The sequence below is a fragment of the Variovorax sp. MHTC-1 genome (genome assembly GCF_003984645.1).
Classification (GTDB): domain Bacteria; phylum Pseudomonadota; class Gammaproteobacteria; order Burkholderiales; family Burkholderiaceae_C; genus Variovorax.
This window is the reverse complement of sequence record NZ_RWKI01000014.1, coordinates 14,467-33,554: the sequence shown is the minus strand read 5'-3', so window position 1 is coordinate 33,554 and position 19,088 is coordinate 14,467. Positions and strand designations below refer to the sequence as shown.

The following is a 19,088-nucleotide window of genomic DNA, read 5'->3' as shown; positions in this document are numbered from 1 at the left end:
ATCCTGCTGTGCGGGCTGAAGTATCTTCTATCGCTCTAAACTTCGCTGACAGAAGTCACAAGCCATAACACTTTTCGTTTACTTTCCGATACAGAAACGGGAAAAAATCACGCCCAGCAGGTCGTCCGCCCCAAATTCCCCCGTAATTTCGTTGAGCGCATTCTGCGCAAGGCGCAGCTCTTCAGCCAGAAGATCCAGCGCCTGCGCCCGCGCCGCGAGATGCTCCGCCGCCACGGCAACATGTTCTTCGACGCGCGACAGCGCCTGCACGTGGCGGGCCCGCGCGAGGTAGACGCCTTCCGGCACCGCCTGCCAACCCGCCACCTCGAGCAGGCGGCGCCGGAGCGTCTCGATGCCGAACCCTGTCCGGGCAGAAAGGCCGATGCCGGTATGCGGAGCGGCTGAAGGCGCCGCGTCCTGTTTGCTCCATACATCGAGCACCGGTACGCTCTCAGGCAGCTTCTCGCTCAGCAAGCGCATGATTTCGGCGTCCGCGTCCGCGTATTCCGGCCGCTCGGCGCGCGTCAGGTCATGCAGGAAGAGCACGGCATCGGCGCCCTCGATCTGACCCCATGCGCGCGCGACGCCGATCTGCTCGACCTCGTCGGCGCTGTCGCGCAGCCCGGCGGTGTCGGCCACATGCAGCGGCACACCATGGATCTGGATGGTTTGCGACACCACGTCGCGCGTGGTGCCCGGGATCGGGCTCACGATGGCGAGTTCGGCCCCGGCCAAGGCATTGAGCAGCGAGCTCTTGCCTGCGTTGGGCTGACCCGCGATGACGACCTTGATCCCCTCGCGCAGCAACGCACCCTGGCGTGCGCGCTGCTGGACCGCGCCCAGTTGGACCTGCAGCGACGCCAACTGGCCCTGGGCATCGGCCTTTTGCAGGAAGTCGACCTCTTCCTCCGGAAAGTCGAGCGTGGCTTCGACCAGCATGCGCAGGCGGATCAATGCGTCGCGCAGCGTGTGGATTTCCTGCGAGAACGCGCCCGAGAGCGAGCGCCCGGCACTGCGCGCCGCCGCCTCGGTGCTCGCATCGATCAGATCGGCGATCGCCTCGGCCTGCGCGAGGTCGATCTTTCCATTGAGGAAGGCGCGCTGGCTGAACTCGCCCGGTTCGGCCACCCGAAGGCCGGCGAGCCGCGGCCGGCCGGTTGCCGGATCGGTTTCGGCGGCGGCTTCCAGGCAGCGCGCGAGCAGCAGCTGCAGCACCACCGGTCCGCCATGCGCCTGCAGTTCGAGCACGTCTTCGCCGGTGAAGGAATGTGGCGCCGGAAAGTGGATGGCCAGCCCGTGATCGATGGCTGCCCCGCCGGCATCGCGAAAGGGCAGGTAGGTAGCTTCGCGCGGCTTGAGGTTTTTCGCGCAGACGGCCTCGATCAGTGGCGCCATCCGCGCGCCGGACACGCGCACGATGCCGACCGCGCCGCGGCCCGAAGCCGTGGCGACGGCGACGATCGGATCGGTGGTGCGGGCAAGCATGGGTGAGGATTCTTTCAGCAAAAAGGGCCGCTTCCGCGGCCCTTGTTCGAAATCGGCGCTCGGCGGCCGCTATTTGCCCAGCACGCCCAGGCGCTTGTTGATGAACCACTGCTGCGCGATCGACAGCACGTTGTTCGTGATCCAGTACAGCACCAAGCCGGCCGGGAAGAAGACGAACATCACGCTGAACGCGAGCGGCATGATCCACATCAGCTTGGCCTGCATCGGATCGGGCGGCGTCGGGTTGAGCCAGGTCTGGAACAGCGACGTGGCGGTCATCACGATCGGCAGGATGAACCAGGGGTCCGGCGCCGACAGATCCTTGATCCAGCCGATCCACGGCGCGTGGCGCATCTCGACGGAGGACAGCAGCACCCAGTAGAGCGCGATGAACACCGGGATCTGGACCAGGATCGGGAAGCAGCCGCCCATCGGGTTGACCTTTTCCTCGCGGTAGATGCGCATCATCTCCTGCTGCATCTCCTGCGGCTTGTCCTTGAGCCGCTCGCGCATCTCCATCACCTTGGGATTGATGGCCTTCATCTTCGCCATGCTGGCGTAGGCCTTGGCGTTGAGCCAATAGAACGCGGCCTTGAGCAGCACCACCAGCGCGACGATCGCCCAACCCCAGTTGCCGAGCATGCCGTGCAGCTTGTCGAGCAGCCAGTAGAGCGGCTTGGAGATGATCGTGAAGATGCCGTAGTCCTTGACCAGTTCCAGGCCCGGAGCGACGGCTTCGAGCGTCTTCTCCGCCTGGGGACCGACGAAGAGCTCGGCGTCGATCGCCTTGCTGGCGCCCGGCGCGAGCGGGCCGGTCGAAGTGATCATGCCGACCGCATAGAGGTTGGTGTCGACCTTGCGCGCGAAGAGGTCGCGCGGGATGCCGTCCTTTAGCAGCCACGCGCTGGCGAAGTAGTGCTGCACCATCGCCACGTAGCCGTTGGTCGATTCCTTGACGAAGTCCGCCTTGTTGTTCTCGATGTCCTTGAACTCGATCTTCTGGAACTTCTTGGCCTCGGTATAGACGGCCGGACCGGTGAAGGTCGAATAGAAGGACGACTCGCCCGGCGGCTTGTTGCCGTCGCGCACGAGCTGCAGATAGAGCTGCGGCGACACCGGTGCCGAGCCGGTGTTGACGATCTCGTGGCGCACTGCCATGTCGTAGGAGCCGCGCTTGAGCGTCCAGGTCTTGACCAGCTTGACGCCGCCCAGGTCGGGCGATTCGAAGCGCAGCACCAGTTCGTTGGCGCCGTCCTTCAGAGCGCGCTCGCCGGTGAAGGTCATCGGCGTCTTGTGCGTGGGGAAGGCGCCGCCGATCAGGCCGGTCTGCGCCACATAGAAGCGGTTCGGGCTCTGGTCGAGCAGGATGAAGGGCTTGTCCTTCTCGGTCAGGTCGTCGTGCTGGATGAATTCGCTCTGCACCAGCGAGCCGCCTTCGGTATCGAAGGTGAGCTTGAGCACGTCGGTGCTGACCACCACCTTCTCGCCTGCCGCAGGCGCCGTCGTCGTGCCGCCCGGAACGGCCGCGGCGCCGGTGCTGTTGCCGGCAGTGGCCGCGACGCTGGCCGGCGGCACCGCGCCCGGAGCGGCGCCGGCCGGTGCGGCTGCCGGTGCCGTCGCTGTCACCGGAGGCTTGGTCGACGGCAGGAAGGTGGGGTTCTTGCCGTTGTAGACCTGCCATTGGTCCCACAGCAGCACCAGCGAGAAGCCAAAAATCACCCACAGGATGGTGCGGCGGATATCGTTCATGAAGAAGACTTCTTGTCGTCGGAAGAGAGAAAGGAGAACAGCGAGCCCGAAGCCGGGGTCTGGCGCTGCGCCTTGGGGGGAACCGGATCGTGGCCGCCCTGGCACCAGGGCTGGCAGCGGGCGAGACGGCGTAGGGTGAGATAGCTGCCGGCGGCGGCGCCATGCTGCTCCAGCGCCTCGATCGCGTAGACGGAACAGGTGGGCTCGAAGCGGCAGGACGACCCCAGCCACGGACTCAGCAACAGGCGGTAGGCCTTCACGAGGCCGATCAGCAGGCGCCGCATCATGCGCGCGCCGCCGCAGCCCGCTCCAGCAGTTGCTGGAGCTCGGCGCGGACGGCGGCCTTGAGCTTGTCGGAGCTCGCGCTTACGAATTCCTTGCGATCGAAAGCAGAACGCAGGCGCACGACGTGCGCCGCGGGCGGCAAGAAAGCTTCGGAGGCGGCGCTCACTTGATAGATCTGGCGCTTGATGGCGTTGCGGGTGACCGCGCGGCGGGCCCAGCGTTTGGGGACCATTGCGCCGAGCCACACGTCCTGCGTTTCAAACAGTGGCGTGGCATCGGACTGCGCAGCGAGCGCGCAGCGGTGCAATGCGAAGTGGGCGGTGCGCGCCACGGTGGCACCTGCGAGTACGGCCTGGAATTGCGCGCGGGTCTTGAGCCGCTGCATGGGAGCCAACCGCAAAGCGCCGATGAACGAGAACGGCGGCAGCGGTACGACTGGCAACGGTAACTACAGCCGCCGTTAGACGGCGAGGCGCTTGCGGCCCTTGGCGCGGCGCGCGTTGATCACGGCACGGCCGCCGCGGGTCTTCATGCGGACCAGAAAGCCGTGGGTACGGGCGCGGCGGACTTTGGATGCTTGATAAGTGCGTTTCATGATGATTTTCCTGATTGACCCGGAGGCCGATTTTCCGACCCAGGGGCCCCGGGGGATTGCTGACTACCCCGAAACACACAAAGAGGTTTTCAGGGAAACCCGCGATTATCGCAAACATTCTGTGGAACAACAATCCGCGGCCGGTCTCACGCCGTTTTCGCGCTCGCCGCAACGGTGTGGATAAGGTTTTGACAAGTTAGAATCGACGGCCCATCACGGGTGCGACTATCCACAACACCAAAACGAAAAATGGCCGAGGGACACACCACATTTCAGAGCGCCCATGCCGAGTGACGGCGTCGGTGACAGCCTTTGGCAGGCCTGCGTCGACCAACTCGCGCAGGAGCTGTCCGAGCAGCAGTTCAATACCTGGATCAAGCCGCTGACCGCGAGGGTCGCGGACGATCTTTCGCGCGTCACTGTCTTCGTTGCCAACCGCTTCAAGCTCGACTGGATCCGGGCCCAGTACGCCGGCAAGATCGCTTCCATGGCCGAGAAGCTCTACGGCCAGCCGGTGATCATCGAGTTAGCGCTTGCTCCTCGAGAAATCGTTACCAGGCCTGTCTCGATGGCAATCGTCTCCGAGACCGACGTGCCACGCGACGTGGCCGGTCCGGGCGAGGACCTGAGCAGCACCGCCTTCAAGAACAGGCTGAACTCCGGGCTGACTTTCGATACGCTGGTCGAAGGCACTGCCAATCGGATGGCGCGCGCGGCGGCGATGCACGTGTCCGGCATGCCGGGCCATCTTTACAACCCGCTCTTCATCTACGGCGGGGTCGGCCTGGGCAAGACGCACCTGATGCATGCGGTGGGCAACCGGCTCCTTTCCGACCGGCCGGACGCCAAAGTTCTCTACATCCATGCCGAGCAATTCGTTTCGGATGTGGTCAAAGCCTATCAGCGCAAGACTTTCGACGAGTTCAAGGAGCGCTATCACTCGCTCGACCTGCTCCTGATCGACGACGTCCAGTTCTTCGCCAACAAGGATCGGACGCAGGAAGAATTCTTCAACGCTTTCGAGGCCCTGCTCGCCAAGAAGTCGCACATCGTGATGACCAGCGACACTTATCCCAAGGGCTTGGCGGACATCCACGAGCGGCTGGTCTCGCGCTTCGATTCCGGGCTCACGGTCGCGATCGAGCCGCCCGAGCTCGAGATGCGCGTGGCGATCCTGATCAACAAGGCGCGCGCCGAAAGTGCCGAGATGCCCGAGGAAGTGGCCTTCTTCGTCGCCAAGAACGTGCGCTCCAACGTGCGCGAGCTCGAAGGCGCGCTGCGCAAGATCCTCGCCTACTCGCGCTTCAACCAGAAAGAGATTTCGATCGCGCTCGCACGCGAAGCATTGCGTGACTTGCTCTCGATCCAGAATCGGCAGATCTCGGTCGAGAACATCCAGAAGACGGTGGCCGATTACTACAAGATCAAGGTCGCCGACATGTATTCGAAGAAGCGCCCGGCATCGATCGCCCGGCCACGCCAGATCGCCATGTATCTGGCCAAGGAGCTGACACAGAAGAGCCTGCCGGAGATCGGCGAGCTGTTCGGCGGCCGCGACCACACGACGGTGCTGCACGCGGTGCGAAAGATCTCGGGCGAGCGCCAGCAGCTTACCGAGCTCAATCAGCAGCTGCACGTGCTCGAGCAAACCCTCAAGGGCTGAGGAATGAGCGTCATCGCAGATTCACGAAAGCCTGTCAAAGGACAACTCTGGGGACAGTTCCGGCACAAGCAGCGGCTTGTCCACAGCCGTGGTGCGCAACCCGAAGTTGTTCGCCTTGGCGCGACAGCAGCAAAGCGCGGCTGCGCACAGCCAGCCGGCTCACCCAAGTGGCTGTCGGGAAAGCGGAAAATCGCCCTGTCCACAGCTCGGGGCGTCCCTTATCTACTACTACTAAGTTGAATTAAAGAAATAAGGAAGAGGTAAGACACATGATCGTTTTGAAGGCAACACAAGATAAAGTCCTCGCCGCGCTGCAGTCGGTAGCGGGCATCGTGGAGCGGCGCCACACGCTGCCGATCCTGGCCAACGTGCTGATCCGCAAGACCGGCGGCAACCTGCAGCTGACCACCAGCGACCTCGAGATCCAGATCCGCACGAACGCCGAGCTCGGCGGCGACGAAGGCAACTTCACCACGACCATCGGCGCACGCAAGCTGATCGACATCCTGCGCACCATGCCGGCCGACCAGACGGTGAGTCTCGAGTCGAGCGCCAGCAAGCTGGTGCTCAAGGGCGGCAAGAGCCGCTTCACGCTGCAGTCGCTGCCGGCCGAAGACTTCCCGCTGGTGCAGGAATCCGCCAATTTCGGCCCGGTGTTCAGCGTGCCGCAGAAGACGCTGAAAGACCTGCTGAGCCAGGTTTCGTTCGCGATGGCGGTGCACGACATCCGCTACTACCTCAACGGCATCCTCTTCGTGGCCGAGGGCAAGCAGCTGAGCCTGGTGGCCACCGACGGCCATCGCCTGGCCTTCGCATCGGCCATGCTCGACGTCGAGGTGCCGCGCCAGGAAGTGATCCTGCCGCGCAAGACAGTGCTCGAGATGCAGCGCCTGCTGTCGGACGCCGAGGGCGCGATCGAAATGCAGTTCGCCAACAACCAGGCCAAGTTCAGCTTCGGCGGCATGGAATTCGTCACCAAGCTGGTCGAAGGCAAGTTCCCCGACTACAACCGCGTGATCCCCAAGACCCACAAGAACAGCGTAACCTTGGGCCGCGCGCCGCTCCTGGCCAGCCTGCAGCGCACCGCGATCCTAACGAGCGAGAAATTCAAGGGTGTGCGGCTCAACATCGAGCCCGGCACCCTGCGCATCGCTTCGAACAACGCCGAACAGGAAGAAGCGCAGGATGAGCTCGATATCGACTACGGCGGCGACGCCATCGAAATCGGCTTCAACGTGACCTACCTGATCGATGCGCTGGCCAACATGAGCCAGGACATGGTGAAGCTGGACTTGGCCGATTCCAACAGCTCGGTGCTGATGACCATCCCCGATAACGCGTCGTTCAAGTACGTCGTGATGCCGATGAGGATTTGAAGCGCGAGCCCGAGAAAGACGGCGCCTGGCGCAGACAGCCCGCGGCATTCCGCGGGTTTGGTCTTTCAAGAGACGTAGAAAACCTGGTTCCCGAGAGAGAGAAAGATCCTGATGAGCGAAGAAAACAAGCCGGAAGTGCCGCACACCGAGCCGGTTTACACCCCCGAGATCGATAGCGCGATCCCGATCGAAGTGACACCGGCCGCGGACACCTACGGCGAAGGCTCCATCACGATCCTCGAAGGCCTGGAGGCCGTGCGCAAGCGTCCCGGCATGTACATCGGCGACACCTCCGACGGCACCGGCCTGCACCATCTCGTGTTCGAAGTGGTCGACAACTCGATCGACGAGGCGCTGGCGGGCTATTGCGACGACATCGTCGTGACCATCCACACCGACAATTCGATCTCCGTCACCGACAACGGCCGCGGCATCCCAACCGGCGTCAAGATGGACGACAAGCACGAGCCGAAGCGCTCGGCTGCGGAAATCGCGCTCACCGAACTGCATGCCGGGGGCAAGTTCAACCAGAACAGCTACAAGGTCTCGGGCGGCCTGCACGGCGTGGGCGTGAGCTGCGTGAACGCGCTCAGCAAGATGCTGCGCCTCACGGTGCGCCGCGAAGGCAAGGTGCACACGCTGGAGTTCAGCAAGGGCTTCGTCCAGAACCGCATCGTCGAAGTGGTGGGCGGCGTCGAGGTGTCGCCGATGAAGATCACCGGCGAAACGGAGAAGCGCGGCACCGAAGTGCACTTCCTGCCCGACGACGAAATCTTCAAGGAAAACGCCGATTTCCACTACGAGATCCTCAGCAAGCGCCTGCGCGAACTGAGCTTCCTGAACAACGGCGTGCGCATCCGCCTGCTCGACGAGCGCACCGGCAAGGAAGACGATTTCTCCGGTGCCGGCGGCGTCAAGGGCTTTGTCGAGTTCATCAACAAGGGCAAGACGGTCCTGCATCCGAACGTGTTCTATGCGATGGGCGAGAAGCCGGCCGACACCTACGGCGGCATTCCGGGCACGCACATCGGCGTCGAGGTCGCGATGCAGTGGAACAGCGGCTACAACGAGCAGGTGCTGTGCTTCACCAACAACATCCCGCAGCGGGACGGCGGCACCCACCTGACCGGCCTGCGCGCCGCGATGACGCGTGTCATCAACAAGTACATCGAAGAAAACGAGTTCGCCAAGAAGGCCAAGGTCGAGGTCACCGGCGACGACATGCGCGAAGGCCTGTGCTGCGTGCTCAGCGTGAAGGTGCCCGAGCCCAAGTTCTCGAGCCAGACCAAGGACAAGCTGGTGTCGAGCGAGGTGCGCGCGCCGGTGGAAGACATCGTCGGGCGGCTCCTCACCGACTACCTGCAGGAACGCCCGAACGACGCCAAGATCATCTGCGGCAAGATCGTCGACGCTGCGCGCGCGCGCGAGGCCGCGCGCAAGGCGCGCGAGATGACGCGCCGCAAGGGCGTGCTAGACGGCATGGGCCTGCCCGGCAAGCTGGCCGATTGCCAGGAAAAGGACCCGGCGCTGTGCGAGGTGTACCTGGTGGAGGGCGACTCCGCCGGCGGCTCCGCCAAGCAGGGCCGCGACCGGAAGTTCCAGGCCATCCTGCCCCTGCGCGGCAAGATCCTGAACGTCGAGAAGGCTCGCTACGAGAAGTTGCTGACCAGCAACGAAATCCTGACCATGATCACCGCGCTCGGCACCGGCATCGGCCGCGCGGGCGCGACCACGGCGGGCGGCGGCGCCGACGACTTCAACGTCGCGAAGCTGCGCTACCACCGCATCATCATCATGACCGACGCCGACGTCGACGGCGCCCACATCCGCACGCTGCTCTTGACCTTCTTCTATCGGCAGATGCCGGAGCTGGTCGAGCGCGGCCACATCTACATCGCGCAGCCGCCGCTCTACAAGGTGAAGGTCGGCAAGGAGGAGCAGTACCTGAAGGACGGGCCGGCGCTCGACGCCTTCCTGCTCAAGGTCGCGCTCAAGGATGCCAGCGTCGAAACCGGCGGCGACAAGTCGACCACGCTCGGCGGCGAAACCCTGGCCGAGCTGGCACGCAAGCACCAGCTGGCGGAGGCCGTCATCGCACGGCTGGGCGTGTTCCTCGATGCGGCCGCCCTGCGCGCGATCGCCGATGGCGTGTCGCTCGACCTCGACACCACGGCCAGCGCCGAAGCCTCGGCCGTCGCGCTGCAGAATAAGCTGCGCGAGCTCGACGCCGCAGGCGTTCCCGCCGAAGTGGCCAGCGAGTTCGACGTGCGCACCGACAAGCCGCTGCTGCGCATCAGCCGCCGCCATCACGGCAACATCAAGAGCAGCGTGATCACGCAGGATTTCGTGCACGGCGCCGACTATGCGGCGCTGGCCGCGGCCGCCCAGACTTTCCGTGGCCTACTGAGCGAAGGCGCCGTCGTCAAGCGCGGCGAGGGCGACCGGGCGAAGGAAGAAAAGGTCAACGACTTCCGCGAGGCCATGCGCTGGCTGATCGGCCAGGCCGAGAACGCCACCGCCCGCCAGCGCTACAAGGGCCTGGGCGAGATGAATCCCGCGCAGTTGTGGGAAACCACCATGGACCCCGCCGTGCGCCGTCTGCTGCGCGTGCAGATCGACGACGCGATCGAAGCCGACCGCGTGTTCACGATGCTGATGGGCGACGAGGTCGAGCCGCGCCGCGAGTTCATCGAGCAGAACGCGCTGCGGGCATCGAACATCGACGTGTGATTGCGAACCCGGCCCAGGGCCTGGTTCGTGAAATACCGCATGCCGTGCCGCCCGCCGATGCCGCTTCACGGCGCCAATCCTCGTAAACGCTATACCTAGCGCGACTCTTGCTAAGCACAATTCCGGCGGATTGGCGCCGTTTTTGGAGCGAGGACAGCAAGCGATGAAAGCAACCCGGTTTTGGTGGCCCCCTGTGGCCCTGGCTTTCCTTGGCGCATGGACTTCGGCGCACGCACTGACGACCAACCCGCCCATCCGCATGGCGCAGGGCATCGAATACATGTGCGGCGGAAAGAGCAGCGCCGAGGCGGCGTTCATGCGCATGGTCTCGCCGCGCTGGGCGGCGACGCTGGAGTTCTCGGTCAACCGCGCCAAACCGGGCGAGGTACCGGCCGACGTGAAGGTGGTGGTGCGCGAACGCTATTCGGGCCGGCCGGTAATGGAGGCCGTTTCGGGCGCTCCCTTCATGCTGGCGCGGCTCGACCCCGGCGCCTACGAGGTCGAGGCCACGCTGGCCGGGATCACGTTGCAGCAGCAGCTGGTCGTGTTCAACGGAATGGCGTCTCGCGCTGCCTTCGTCTGGCCATCCAACGTCGATTTTGCCGCCGCGACCGGGCAGCTCATGCCGGAGCAACAAGCCGCGGCGCGCACCAGCGACTGAGCGGTCTCGCGGATTCAGCTTCGCCTAAGTCTTGCCGCCCATAGTCCGGGCGTGGAGTGCACATGCCTGGCCTCCACCGATCTCATCAACCGGAGCAAGGAAACGGCAATGAAGAACACAACCCGGATCTGGCGGCCCGTGGCCGCCCTGGCAATCGGTGGCGCGTCGCTTTTCGGTGCGCTGGCGGCGCATGCGGCCTACAACCCGCCGATCCACATGACCAATGGCGTCGAGTACATGAGCGGCGGCATCAGCAGCGACGAAGCGGCACTGATGCAGAGCGTCGCTCCGCGATGGCCGGCGACCTTCGAATTCGCGATCAAGGACGGCACGCGCGCGGATTTCGCCGCCGACGTCTCAGTGACCGTGCGCGATGCCGCCGGCCGCGACGTGCTGGCGCACGTGACGGCGGAAGGCCCGTTCATGGTGGCGCGCCTCGAGCCCGGCCGCTATGAGGTGCAAGCCACGCTGGCCGGCCAGACCTTGAAGCAGGCGGTCGAGGTCCGCGCCGGCAGTCCGACCCGGACGCTCTTCCTGTGGCCAGCCGGCACGGACGTGAGCGCGCATTCGTGATTCCGCGGATCCTCGACGGCCGCGGCCTTTCGGCCCACATCCTGCCGACCTCGGCCACGATGATCGGCGTCTGCATGACGGTGCTGTCGATCGGCCACCTGCGTCCCGACGGCCACTCGCGCGTGCTGATCGACAAACTGCTCGCTTTCGACGCGCTGATCTTCCTGGCGAGCGCGGTGCTGTCCTTCGTGTCGATGCGTTCCCGGCATGAAGGATCGCGCCATGAGCGCCGAGCGGAACTGTTGTTTCTGGCCGGCCTCGCGATCCTGGCACTGGGTGCGGTCGCGATCGCCTTCGCCATCGACTGAGGCGCCATTTTCTTTGCTGGCACGCGCCTTGAATGTGAAGGCGGCGGCGCCCACATGCGGTGTCTGCACTGTGCGTCATTCTTCAAGGCCTCGATGCGGCTCCCGCCCCTGATTCTTCTCACCACGCTGCTGCACGCCTACATGGGCCTGCGGCTGCTGCCTGCGCTGGCGACGCTCACCGGCGCCTGGCCGCTGCTGCTGGCGGCGCTGGTGCTCTCGGCCGCCACCATGCCGCTGCCCTTTGTCGGTGCACGCTCCGCAGGCCGGCCGCCACTGGCCGATGGGTGGAAATGGCTCGGTCTCCTGAGCATGGGATGGTTCTCGTCGATGTTCGTGCTGACGCTGGCGCGCGACGCCGGCTTGCTGCTGACCTGGCTCGCCACCCTTCTCGGCGGCTGGACGATCGACTGGGCGCGCGGGCAGGCTTGGAGCGCGGCGGCGGTGCCGCTGCTGGCGACGCTGATCTCGCTGATCGGCTTCTTCAATGCGCGGCGCACCGCCGGCGTGGTGCGAGTCGATGTGCCGATCCGTGACCTGCCCGCCGGGCTGGACGGCTTCACGATCGCGCAGCTCAGCGACATCCATGTCGGGCCTACCATCCGGCGCGGCTACATCCAGCGCATCGTCGACGCGGTCAACGCGCTGGGCGCCGACATGATCGCGATCACGGGCGACCTGGTCGACGGCACCGTGGCCGAGCTGCGCGATCATGTCGCGCCGCTCGCGGGGCTGCGCGCGCGGCACGGCACATTCGTGGTGACCGGCAACCACGAGTACTACGCCGGTGCGCACGCATGGATCGACGAACTGCGCCGGCTCGGCTTGCGGGTGCTGCTCAACGAGCACGTGGTGCTGCAGACGCGCAACGTGAGGGGAGCGCAGACCGACGAGGAGGTGCTCGACAGCGCGTTGGTGGTCGCAGGCGTGACCGACTACACGGCAGCGCATTTCGATGCCGCGCATGCCAGCGATCCCCAGCGCGCGCTGCACGATGCGCCGCCGCTGGTGCGCACGCGCCTCTTGCTCGCGCACCAGCCGCGCAGCGCGCCGGCGGCGGCCGAAGCCGGCTACCAGTTGCAGCTCTCGGGCCACACGCATGGCGGCCAGTTCTTTCCGTGGAACCTCTTCGTGCCGCTGCAGCAGCCCTTCACGGCCGGGCTGCACAAGCTGCACGAGATGTGGGTCTACACGAGCCGCGGCACCGGCTACTGGGGGCCGCCCAAGCGCTTCGGCGCGCCTTCCGAAATTACCCTGCTGCGGCTAGTGCCGGCGGCTTGACGTTGCGCGCGGTGCCCAGGAGCGTGGCGCAGATGCGTTCCTCCCCGTTCTCGGCGATGGCGTAGACCTCCGCCGCGCAGACGGTGAGCAGCTGGCCGGCGCTCACCACGCGGCCGCGTGCGCGCACCGCGCGGCCCACGGCAGGTGCCACGAGCTTCAGCGTGGCGTCGACGGTCGCGTTGCTCCAGCCGTCGGGCAACACGGAGCCGGCGGCGGACACCGCGGCGAAATCGGCGACCGCGAAGATCGGTGTTGCCTGAAGCTGGCCCGGCCTGAAGGTGAGCGGCTCGGCGATCGGCAGTTCGATCTCGACCTGTCCCGGCGCGAGCTGCGTGAAGCGCAGGCCCAGCGTGCGCGCCATCGGCATCGCGAGCACGGCCTGTTCGATTCGTTGAAGCTGAGGGGTGCGGTTCATCTCTTGTCCTTCGAAGAGGGTGTGGTGGGGGCCTTCGGCCAGCGTGTCTTCCTCGGCGGCTTGCGCCGCTGGGCGCGCAGCCACGCCGCGTGTTCGATCACCTGCGCGCGCAGGGCCTGCAGCTCGGCGATCTGCGCGTCCAGCGCGGCCACGCGTTCTTCCAGGGCATCGGTCATGCGCGTGATGCTGAGACGGCCCGCGCGGTAGGCCGGCAGCAGCTCGCCGATCGCCGGCAGCGAGAAACCGATGCGGCGCGCCATCGCGATGAACACCACTTCGCGCCGCATCGACTCGGGATAGTCGCGGTAGCCCGATGCGGTGCGCGCCGGCAGCAGGAGGCCGAGCCGCTCGTAGTGGCGCAGCGCATGCACCGTGACGCCGGCGCGTTGGGCGAGTTCCGAGATCCGCATCGGCCCAAGGCTAGCAAGCCTCGCGTTGCGCGAAGCTTGAAGCGGGCCGAATTTCTTCAGCCGGCGAGCCGCCGCGCGTTCGAGGTGGCCTTGGCATGGATCGGCTTGAGCCCGCGCTGCGCGATGCGCGCGCCGGCGCTCGACAGCTGGGTCATCGTGGCGACCGATCGGGTGGCGGCACCGGCGAGCGCCCTGCCGTGCGCCTCGAACTCCGTCGGCGTGGTGCTGGTGCTGAGCGAAAAGAGCGCGATGGCGCCGCCCAGCCAGTGCTTCACCGCGCGGTTGACGAGCGCGAACTGGGTGCTGTGCAGCTGGTTCGCCATCGCCGCGCCCGATTCGCTCGCCGCCGCCAGTTTCTCGTGGCCCATCAGCTGCATCTCCGCCAGGTCCTCGGCGTTCGGCGAGAGGCCGGCCCGCGCAATGCGCTCGGTGCGCAGCTGGATCACCGAGCCTGAAGACAGCAGCATCTCGTGGGTCTTGAAGGCGACATCCACCCACAGCACGAGCGGATTGAAGAAGCGGGAAGAAGAGAAGCTGGGGGCCATGGGCGTTCTACGTGGAAAAGGTTCATCGACTATAGGCCTACCGATCACCCCTGTGCTGCACTGCAGCAATTCTTGCGCGATTATTTCTACCGCCTGAGCGGCGTCTTTCTTACGCAAGATACTTGCCGGCCAGCGCGAGATCGGCCAGCCACTGCGCGTAGGCCGATTCGCGTTCGGCCGGATCGCCGCGCAGCAGCGCCGACGGATGCAGCGAGACCAGCACCGGAAGCCCGCGCAGGCCGGTGTGCCAGCGGCCGCGTTCGCTCACGACGGCCACGGGGCGGCCGAGCAGCGCCCGCGCGGCGGTGCCGCCGAGCGCGATGAAGGCCTGCGGCCGCACTTGGTCGATCTCGCTTTCGAGCCATTGCAGGCAAGCTGCCACCTCGCGCTGCGCCGGCGTCTTGTGCATGCGGCGCTTGCCGCGCAGCTCGAACTTGAAATGCTTGACCGCGTTGGTGACGTAGAGCCGTTCACGCGCCCAGCCCAGCTGTTCGGCCGCCCGGTCGAACAGGCGGCCCGCCGGTCCGACGAAGGGGCGGCCCTGAAGATCTTCCTGGTCGCCGGGCTGCTCGCCGACCACCATCAGCATGGCGCCGACGGGCCCTTCGCCGAACACCGACTGCGTCGCGTTCCAGCCGATCGGACATTCCCGGCAGACGTCGGTGGCCTGGCGCAGCGCGGCGAGCGCCTTGGCCGGATCCGCCGGCAATTGCATTGGGCGTGGTCCGTTCATGCCGCTCCTCTTCGCCGTTGCGTACGCAGGCGCTTGGCGCGCACCTCGGTGAGCGCATAGGCCACGGTGGCGATGGCGAGCGGCAGCAGGTAGTAGATGGCGCGATAGGCCAGCAGCGCGGCGAGCAGCCGACTCTGCGGCAACTGGTGCGCGAGCAGCGCGACGAACACGGCTTCGAGCACGCCCAGGCCGGCCGGCACATGGGTGATCACGCCTGCCACGGCGCCGACCAGCAGCACGGAGAGCACATCCGAATAGGGCAGCTCCCGCTGCAGCAGGAACCAGATCACGCCGCCGATCAGCGACCAGTTGATGCAGGACACCAGCATCTGCAGCAACGCCATGCCCAGCGCGGGCGTCTCCAGCTCATGGCCGCGGATGTTCCAGACGTGCTCGCGCGCGATCGCGCACAGCGCCAGATAGGCCGCGGCCAGCAACAGCAGGCTCGCGCCGAGGATGCGCAGGCCGCCGCCTCCGATCTTCCAGTCGGGCGGCAGCGTCATCGGCCAGAAGCAGAACGCGGCGCCCGCGACCACCAGGTAGCCGAGCCAGTTGGTCAGCATGCTGAAGCCGAGCACCCGCGTGATGGTGAGGCCGCCCAGGCCCAGCCGCGAATACAGGCGGTAGCGGAAGGCCACGCCGCCGATCAGCGCGCCGAGGTTGAGGTTGAAGGCATAGCTGATGAAGGTCACGCCCATTACCGCGCCGGTGCCCAGCGTGTGGCCCGTCATGTGGCGCCCCAGCAAGTCGTAGCTGCTGTACAGCGCGAAGCTGCAGGCGGCGAGGGCGGCCGCGGCGAGCAGCATCGGCAGCGGGATCTGGCCGACCGATTCGAAGACCTCGCCCCAGTCGATGGAGCGCGCCTGCCGCAGCAGCAGCCAGGCGACGAGGCCGAGAAAAACCCAGGTGCCGATCCGCTTCGTCCAGATCCACCAGGCGTGGCGTTGCGAGCGGTTCACGCCGTGTCCGTCTGCGTCGCGCCGCCGCCGCGCGGCGCGGGCGCTTCGAGTGGGTGCAGCCGCGGGGCGTGGCGCGGCAGCCAGCCGATCCACGATGGATACCAGCGCAGCAGGTGGAAGAGGAAGAAGCTGCGCACCAGCCGCCAGCCGCTCCATTCGGTGAGATCCGAGGTCTGGATCTGCTGGCAGTGCTCGCGCGTCAGCCGATCGAGCCGCTCGCTCATCACCTGGTTGAAGGCGCGGTCGCGCACGACCACATTCGCTTCCAGGTTCAGCGACAGGCTCAATGGATCAAGATTGCTGGAGCCCACTGTGCTCCACTGTTCGTCCGCCAGCGCGACCTTGCCGTGCAGCGGGCGCTCGCAGTATTCGTAGATGCGCACGCCGGCGTGCAGCAAGTGGTGGTAGAGCATGCTGGCCGCCGTCTTGACGATCGGCATGTCCGGCTCGCCTTGCAGAATCAGCCGCACGTCGACCCCGCGGCGCGCCGCGCGCCGCATCTCCTTGATCAGCCGGTAGCCGGGGAAGAAATAGGCATTGGCGATCACGATGCGCTGCCGCGCGCTGCGGATGGCGGCGCGATAGTGGCGCTCGATGTCGTTGGTGTGGCGGCGGTTGTCGCGCGTGACGAACTGCACCTCGGCATCGCCGGCCGGCGCGTTGGCTTGCGGCGGTGCCGCGCGCAGGCGGCGCCTGAACCAGCCGCGCCCCTTGCCGCCGATCGCGATCGCGCGCAGCACGAAGCGGTGGATCTCGGTGACGATCGGGCCCGCGAGCTCGACGGCGTAGTCCTGCTTGGCCTTGGGGCCGAAGTCCATCAGGTGGTCGGCGGAGAAGTTGATGCCGCCGACGAAGGCGCGCGTGCCGTCGACCACCGTGATCTTGCGGTGCATGCGCCGGAAGACGTTGAGCCGCTGGCCGAGAAAGCGCTGGCCCGGATCGAAGACGCGCACCTTGACGCCCGCCGAGGTCAGCCCCTCGATGAATTCGGGCGACAGGTCCGGCGAGCCGAAGCCGTCGACCATCAGATCCACCTTCACTCCGCGCAGGGCCGCGGCGCGCATGGCGCCATGAAGCTCCTTGCCCACCTTGTCCTCGAACAGGATGAAGGTCTCGACGATCACCTCGCGCTGCGCGTGGCGGATGGCGTCGACCACGCGCGGGAAGAACTGCTCGCCGTTCTCGAGCAACTCGACGCGATTGCCCGCAATCCAGCGATTGGCCATGGCTACAACTCGATCTCTGCCACCAGCGGCGCATGGTCCGACAGGTGCGACCAGGGCCTGCGCGGCAGCACGACCGGCGCGTGCACGCCGGCATTGCGCACGTAGATACGGTCCAGCTGAAGCAGCGGAAAGCGCGCCGGGAAGGTCTTCGCCGCGCTGCCGTTGGCCTGCACGAACACCTCCCGCAGCGATGCGCCCTGTTCGAGGATCTCGTGCGCGCGGGCGCGCCAGTCGTTGAAGTCGCCGGCCACGATCAGCGGCGCATCGGCCGGCACCTCGTCGCGCACGATGTGGCAGAGCAGCTCGAGCTGCTGCAGCCGATGAGGCTCGGCCAAGCCCAGGTGGGCGCAGATCACGTGCACGTCGACCGGCCTGCCGGGCAGGCGCAGCACGCAATGCAGGAGCCCGCGCTTCTCGGGGCCCGCGATCGACACGTCGTGGTTCTTGAAGTGGACGATCGGAAACTTCGACAGCACGGCATTGCCATGATGCCCCTTGGGATAGACCGCGTTGCGGCCATAGGCGAACTGAGGCCACATGGTGTCGGCCAGGAATTCGTAGTGCGGCGCCTCCGGCCAGTTGTCGACCTTGCGTGAATGGCGCGAATGAGTCCCGAGCACCTCTTGCAGGAACACGACGTCGGCGCCTACCGTGCGCACCGCCTCACGCAACTCCGGCAGGATGAACCTGCGGTTGAGCGCAGTGAAGCCCTTGTGGGTGTTCACGGTCATGACCTTGAGCGAGGTGGGCAAGGCCGTCACGCCGGCCGAAGGAGAGGAGGGCTTCACGTACCTGGTTGTAAGCCGAGGCGTGCCACCCGGCTGTAGGAGCGTGCCACCTCCTTTGCCGGCCTGCGCAGTGCGGCGGCGAGTTCCTACAGGCGGGCCTGTCCCATCCCCACATCGGCGGGATGTCCGGGCTCCTACGGTGAATTCAGAGTCCGGAGAAAGGGCTCATGTTTTTGTTGAACTCACCGAGACAAGGACCTCACCATGAAGCATGGTTTCATTGCCGCCACGGCACTCGCCGGCCTGATGGGCTTCGCGGGCGCCACCATCGCACAGACTACCTCGATACCGGCCCAGCCCGACCCGGCCAAGGGCGGCCAGGCCAGCACCAAGACGCCGGCAGGCGTCGCCAATCCGACCCAGCGGCCCGACGGCAGCGATCCGGCATCGCGTGACGCCGTGAAGTCCGAGGCACGCGCCCACAACCGCAACAACGCCAACAACCCGGTGCCGAAAGGCGAGGCGACCACGACGGTGAACAGCCAGCCCAACGCAATGCCGAGGCCGACCGGCGAACAGTCGCGCACGGACGTGAGCCAGCAGGCGCGCAAGGTCAAGCCCCGCTTCGGCGAAAAGGGCGAGCGTCCGGAAGTCCCAACCAACCCGACGAACAAGACCGGAACGCCGCAATAGGTGCGAGCCGAGCACAAAAAAAGCCCGCAGCGATGCGGGCTTTTTCGTGTGCGTGGATCGCCTAGCTCTTGGCAGGCTCGCCATGGCCATGGCCATGGTGGCGGTGGCCGTGTCCGCGATGGCCGAAGCGCATGCCTTCCGCATCGAAGGTCTTCTGCTGCTCGGGCGTGAGCGCCGCATAGAAGCTGCGCGTGGCATCGATGCGCTTGGCGAACCTCGCGCTGCGTTCCGCGTGGCGCGTCTGCATCAGATCCAGGCGCTGCGGCGTCGTCATCTTGGCCAGCTCGGCGCGGTCCGGGCGGCCTTGGCCGGCGGCGCGGGCCGGCGGCTGTTGCGCCGTCGCGAAGTTGCTCCACGCGCCTTCCTGGGCCGGGGTGAGCTGCAGCTTCTGCTTCAGCGCGGCCAGGCGCTCGGCGCGATGGGCTTGCATGCGCTCGAAGCGCTTGGCGCGGTCCATGCGCTTGGCTTGCGCCGGGGCCTTGGAGGCGCCCACCTGTGCCTCGGCGGCCGGCGGCGCCGGCGCCGTGAGGGGCGCCTGGGCGAAAGCACCGGACGAGGCGAAAGTGGCAGAGGCGAGCAGGCCGGCCAGGAGAAGCCTTTGACGAGACGAAATCATGAGAGTGCTTCCTTTCGAAGAAGCCCGCCGCCGATGGGCAGCAGGTGAGAGGAAGTGTCG

General features: G+C 66.3%; 21 protein-coding genes. 8 read left to right on the top strand and 13 right to left on the bottom strand.

Annotation, left to right across the window (positions count from 1 at the left end):
* Positions 1–78 precede the first annotated feature (78 nt).
* The 5 genes from mnmE to rpmH form a co-directional block, all read right to left on the bottom strand.
* Positions 79–1,485 (bottom strand): tRNA uridine-5-carboxymethylaminomethyl(34) synthesis GTPase MnmE, encoded by a 1,407-nt coding sequence (gene mnmE, locus EJI01_RS20535; protein ID WP_126838976.1) that lies wholly within the window; start codon positions 1,483–1,485, stop codon positions 79–81.
* A gap of 69 nt (positions 1,486–1,554) precedes the next feature.
* A complete protein-coding gene (gene yidC, locus EJI01_RS20530) occupies positions 1,555–3,234 on the bottom strand; it encodes a membrane protein insertase YidC (protein ID WP_126838975.1) in 1,680 nt (559 codons plus the stop codon).
* Positions 3,231–3,521: a membrane protein insertion efficiency factor YidD gene (gene yidD, locus EJI01_RS20525; protein ID WP_185878987.1), complete on the bottom strand. Its 291-nt coding sequence runs from the start codon at positions 3,519–3,521 to the stop codon at positions 3,231–3,233. Before yidD ends, yidC begins: the two co-directional genes overlap by 4 nt.
* A complete protein-coding gene (locus tag EJI01_RS20520) occupies positions 3,518–3,904 on the bottom strand; it encodes a ribonuclease P protein component (protein ID WP_126838974.1) in 387 nt (128 codons plus the stop codon). The genes yidD and EJI01_RS20520 overlap by 4 nt, the downstream gene beginning before the upstream one ends.
* Before the next feature lie 75 nt (positions 3,905–3,979).
* On the bottom strand, positions 3,980–4,114 hold the full coding sequence (gene rpmH / locus EJI01_RS20515) for a 50S ribosomal protein L34 (protein ID WP_007834827.1): 135 nt from the start codon (positions 4,112–4,114) through the stop codon (positions 3,980–3,982).
* A 283-nt stretch (positions 4,115–4,397) separates the two neighbouring features.
* On the opposite strand from rpmH, the gene dnaA reads away from it, so the two are divergent.
* The 7 genes from dnaA (at position 4,398) to EJI01_RS20480 (ending at position 12,703) form a co-directional block, all read left to right on the top strand.
* Positions 4,398–5,777, top strand: a complete 1,380-nt coding sequence (dnaA, locus tag EJI01_RS20510) for a chromosomal replication initiator protein DnaA (protein WP_126838973.1) — start codon at positions 4,398–4,400, stop codon at positions 5,775–5,777.
* Between the two features lie 269 nt (positions 5,778–6,046).
* Positions 6,047–7,153 carry a DNA polymerase III subunit beta gene (gene dnaN, locus EJI01_RS20505; RefSeq protein ID WP_126838972.1) on the top strand — a complete coding sequence of 369 codons (1,107 nt, stop codon included), beginning with the start codon at positions 6,047–6,049 and terminating at the stop codon, positions 7,151–7,153.
* Between the two features lie 111 nt (positions 7,154–7,264).
* Positions 7,265–9,883, top strand: coding sequence for a DNA topoisomerase (ATP-hydrolyzing) subunit B (gene gyrB / locus EJI01_RS20500; RefSeq protein WP_126838971.1), 2,619 nt, complete (start codon positions 7,265–7,267; stop codon positions 9,881–9,883).
* Between the two features lie 193 nt (positions 9,884–10,076).
* Positions 10,077–10,544 (top strand): hypothetical protein, encoded by a 468-nt coding sequence (locus EJI01_RS20495; RefSeq protein WP_260602549.1) that lies wholly within the window; start codon positions 10,077–10,079, stop codon positions 10,542–10,544.
* 108 nt (positions 10,545–10,652) lie between these two features.
* Positions 10,653–11,117, top strand: coding sequence for a carboxypeptidase regulatory-like domain-containing protein (locus EJI01_RS20490; protein WP_126838969.1), 465 nt, complete (start codon positions 10,653–10,655; stop codon positions 11,115–11,117).
* On the top strand, positions 11,114–11,425 hold the full coding sequence (locus EJI01_RS20485) for a hypothetical protein (RefSeq protein WP_260602548.1): 312 nt from the start codon (positions 11,114–11,116) through the stop codon (positions 11,423–11,425). The genes EJI01_RS20490 and EJI01_RS20485 overlap by 4 nt, the downstream gene beginning before the upstream one ends.
* 93 nt (positions 11,426–11,518) lie before the next feature.
* Entirely contained in the window at positions 11,519–12,703 is a 1,185-nt protein-coding gene (locus tag EJI01_RS20480) for a metallophosphoesterase (protein ID WP_126838968.1), read from the top strand.
* Here the strand turns inward: EJI01_RS20480 and EJI01_RS20475 are convergent.
* The 7 genes from EJI01_RS20475 to EJI01_RS20445 all read right to left on the bottom strand — a co-directional run bounded on the left by EJI01_RS20475 (position 12,672) and on the right by EJI01_RS20445 (position 17,722).
* A complete protein-coding gene (locus EJI01_RS20475) occupies positions 12,672–13,118 on the bottom strand; it encodes a PaaI family thioesterase (RefSeq protein ID WP_126838967.1) in 447 nt (148 codons plus the stop codon). The genes EJI01_RS20480 and EJI01_RS20475 overlap by 32 nt on opposite strands.
* A complete protein-coding gene (locus EJI01_RS20470; RefSeq protein ID WP_126838966.1) occupies positions 13,115–13,528 on the bottom strand; it encodes a MerR family transcriptional regulator in 414 nt (137 codons plus the stop codon). Before EJI01_RS20470 ends, EJI01_RS20475 begins: the two co-directional genes overlap by 4 nt.
* Positions 13,529–13,584: 56 nt before the next feature.
* A complete protein-coding gene (locus EJI01_RS20465) occupies positions 13,585–14,073 on the bottom strand; it encodes a polyhydroxyalkanoate granule-associated phasin (RefSeq protein ID WP_126838965.1) in 489 nt (162 codons plus the stop codon).
* A gap of 109 nt (positions 14,074–14,182) precedes the next feature.
* On the bottom strand, positions 14,183–14,788 hold the full coding sequence (locus tag EJI01_RS20460) for a UdgX family uracil-DNA binding protein (RefSeq protein WP_260602546.1): 606 nt from the start codon (positions 14,786–14,788) through the stop codon (positions 14,183–14,185).
* Positions 14,789–14,802: 14 nt separating this feature from the next.
* A complete protein-coding gene (locus EJI01_RS20455) occupies positions 14,803–15,765 on the bottom strand; it encodes a lysylphosphatidylglycerol synthase domain-containing protein (RefSeq protein WP_126838963.1) in 963 nt (320 codons plus the stop codon).
* Positions 15,762–16,991, bottom strand: coding sequence for a cardiolipin synthase ClsB (clsB, locus tag EJI01_RS20450; RefSeq protein WP_126838962.1), 1,230 nt, complete (start codon positions 16,989–16,991; stop codon positions 15,762–15,764). Before clsB ends, EJI01_RS20455 begins: the two co-directional genes overlap by 4 nt.
* Positions 16,992–16,993: 2 nt before the next feature.
* Entirely contained in the window at positions 16,994–17,722 is a 729-nt protein-coding gene (locus EJI01_RS20445) for an endonuclease/exonuclease/phosphatase family protein (RefSeq protein ID WP_126839050.1), read from the bottom strand.
* A 261-nt stretch (positions 17,723–17,983) separates the two neighbouring features.
* Here EJI01_RS20445 and EJI01_RS20440 point away from each other — a divergent pair, with 261 nt between their 5' ends.
* Entirely contained in the window at positions 17,984–18,412 is a 429-nt protein-coding gene (locus EJI01_RS20440; protein ID WP_126838961.1) for a serine/threonine protein kinase, read from the top strand.
* A 61-nt stretch (positions 18,413–18,473) separates the two neighbouring features.
* Here the strand turns inward: EJI01_RS20440 and EJI01_RS20435 are convergent, their stop codons facing one another.
* On the bottom strand, positions 18,474–19,028 hold the full coding sequence (locus EJI01_RS20435) for a Spy/CpxP family protein refolding chaperone (protein ID WP_126838960.1): 555 nt from the start codon (positions 19,026–19,028) through the stop codon (positions 18,474–18,476).
* Positions 19,029–19,088: the final 60 nt, after the last annotated feature.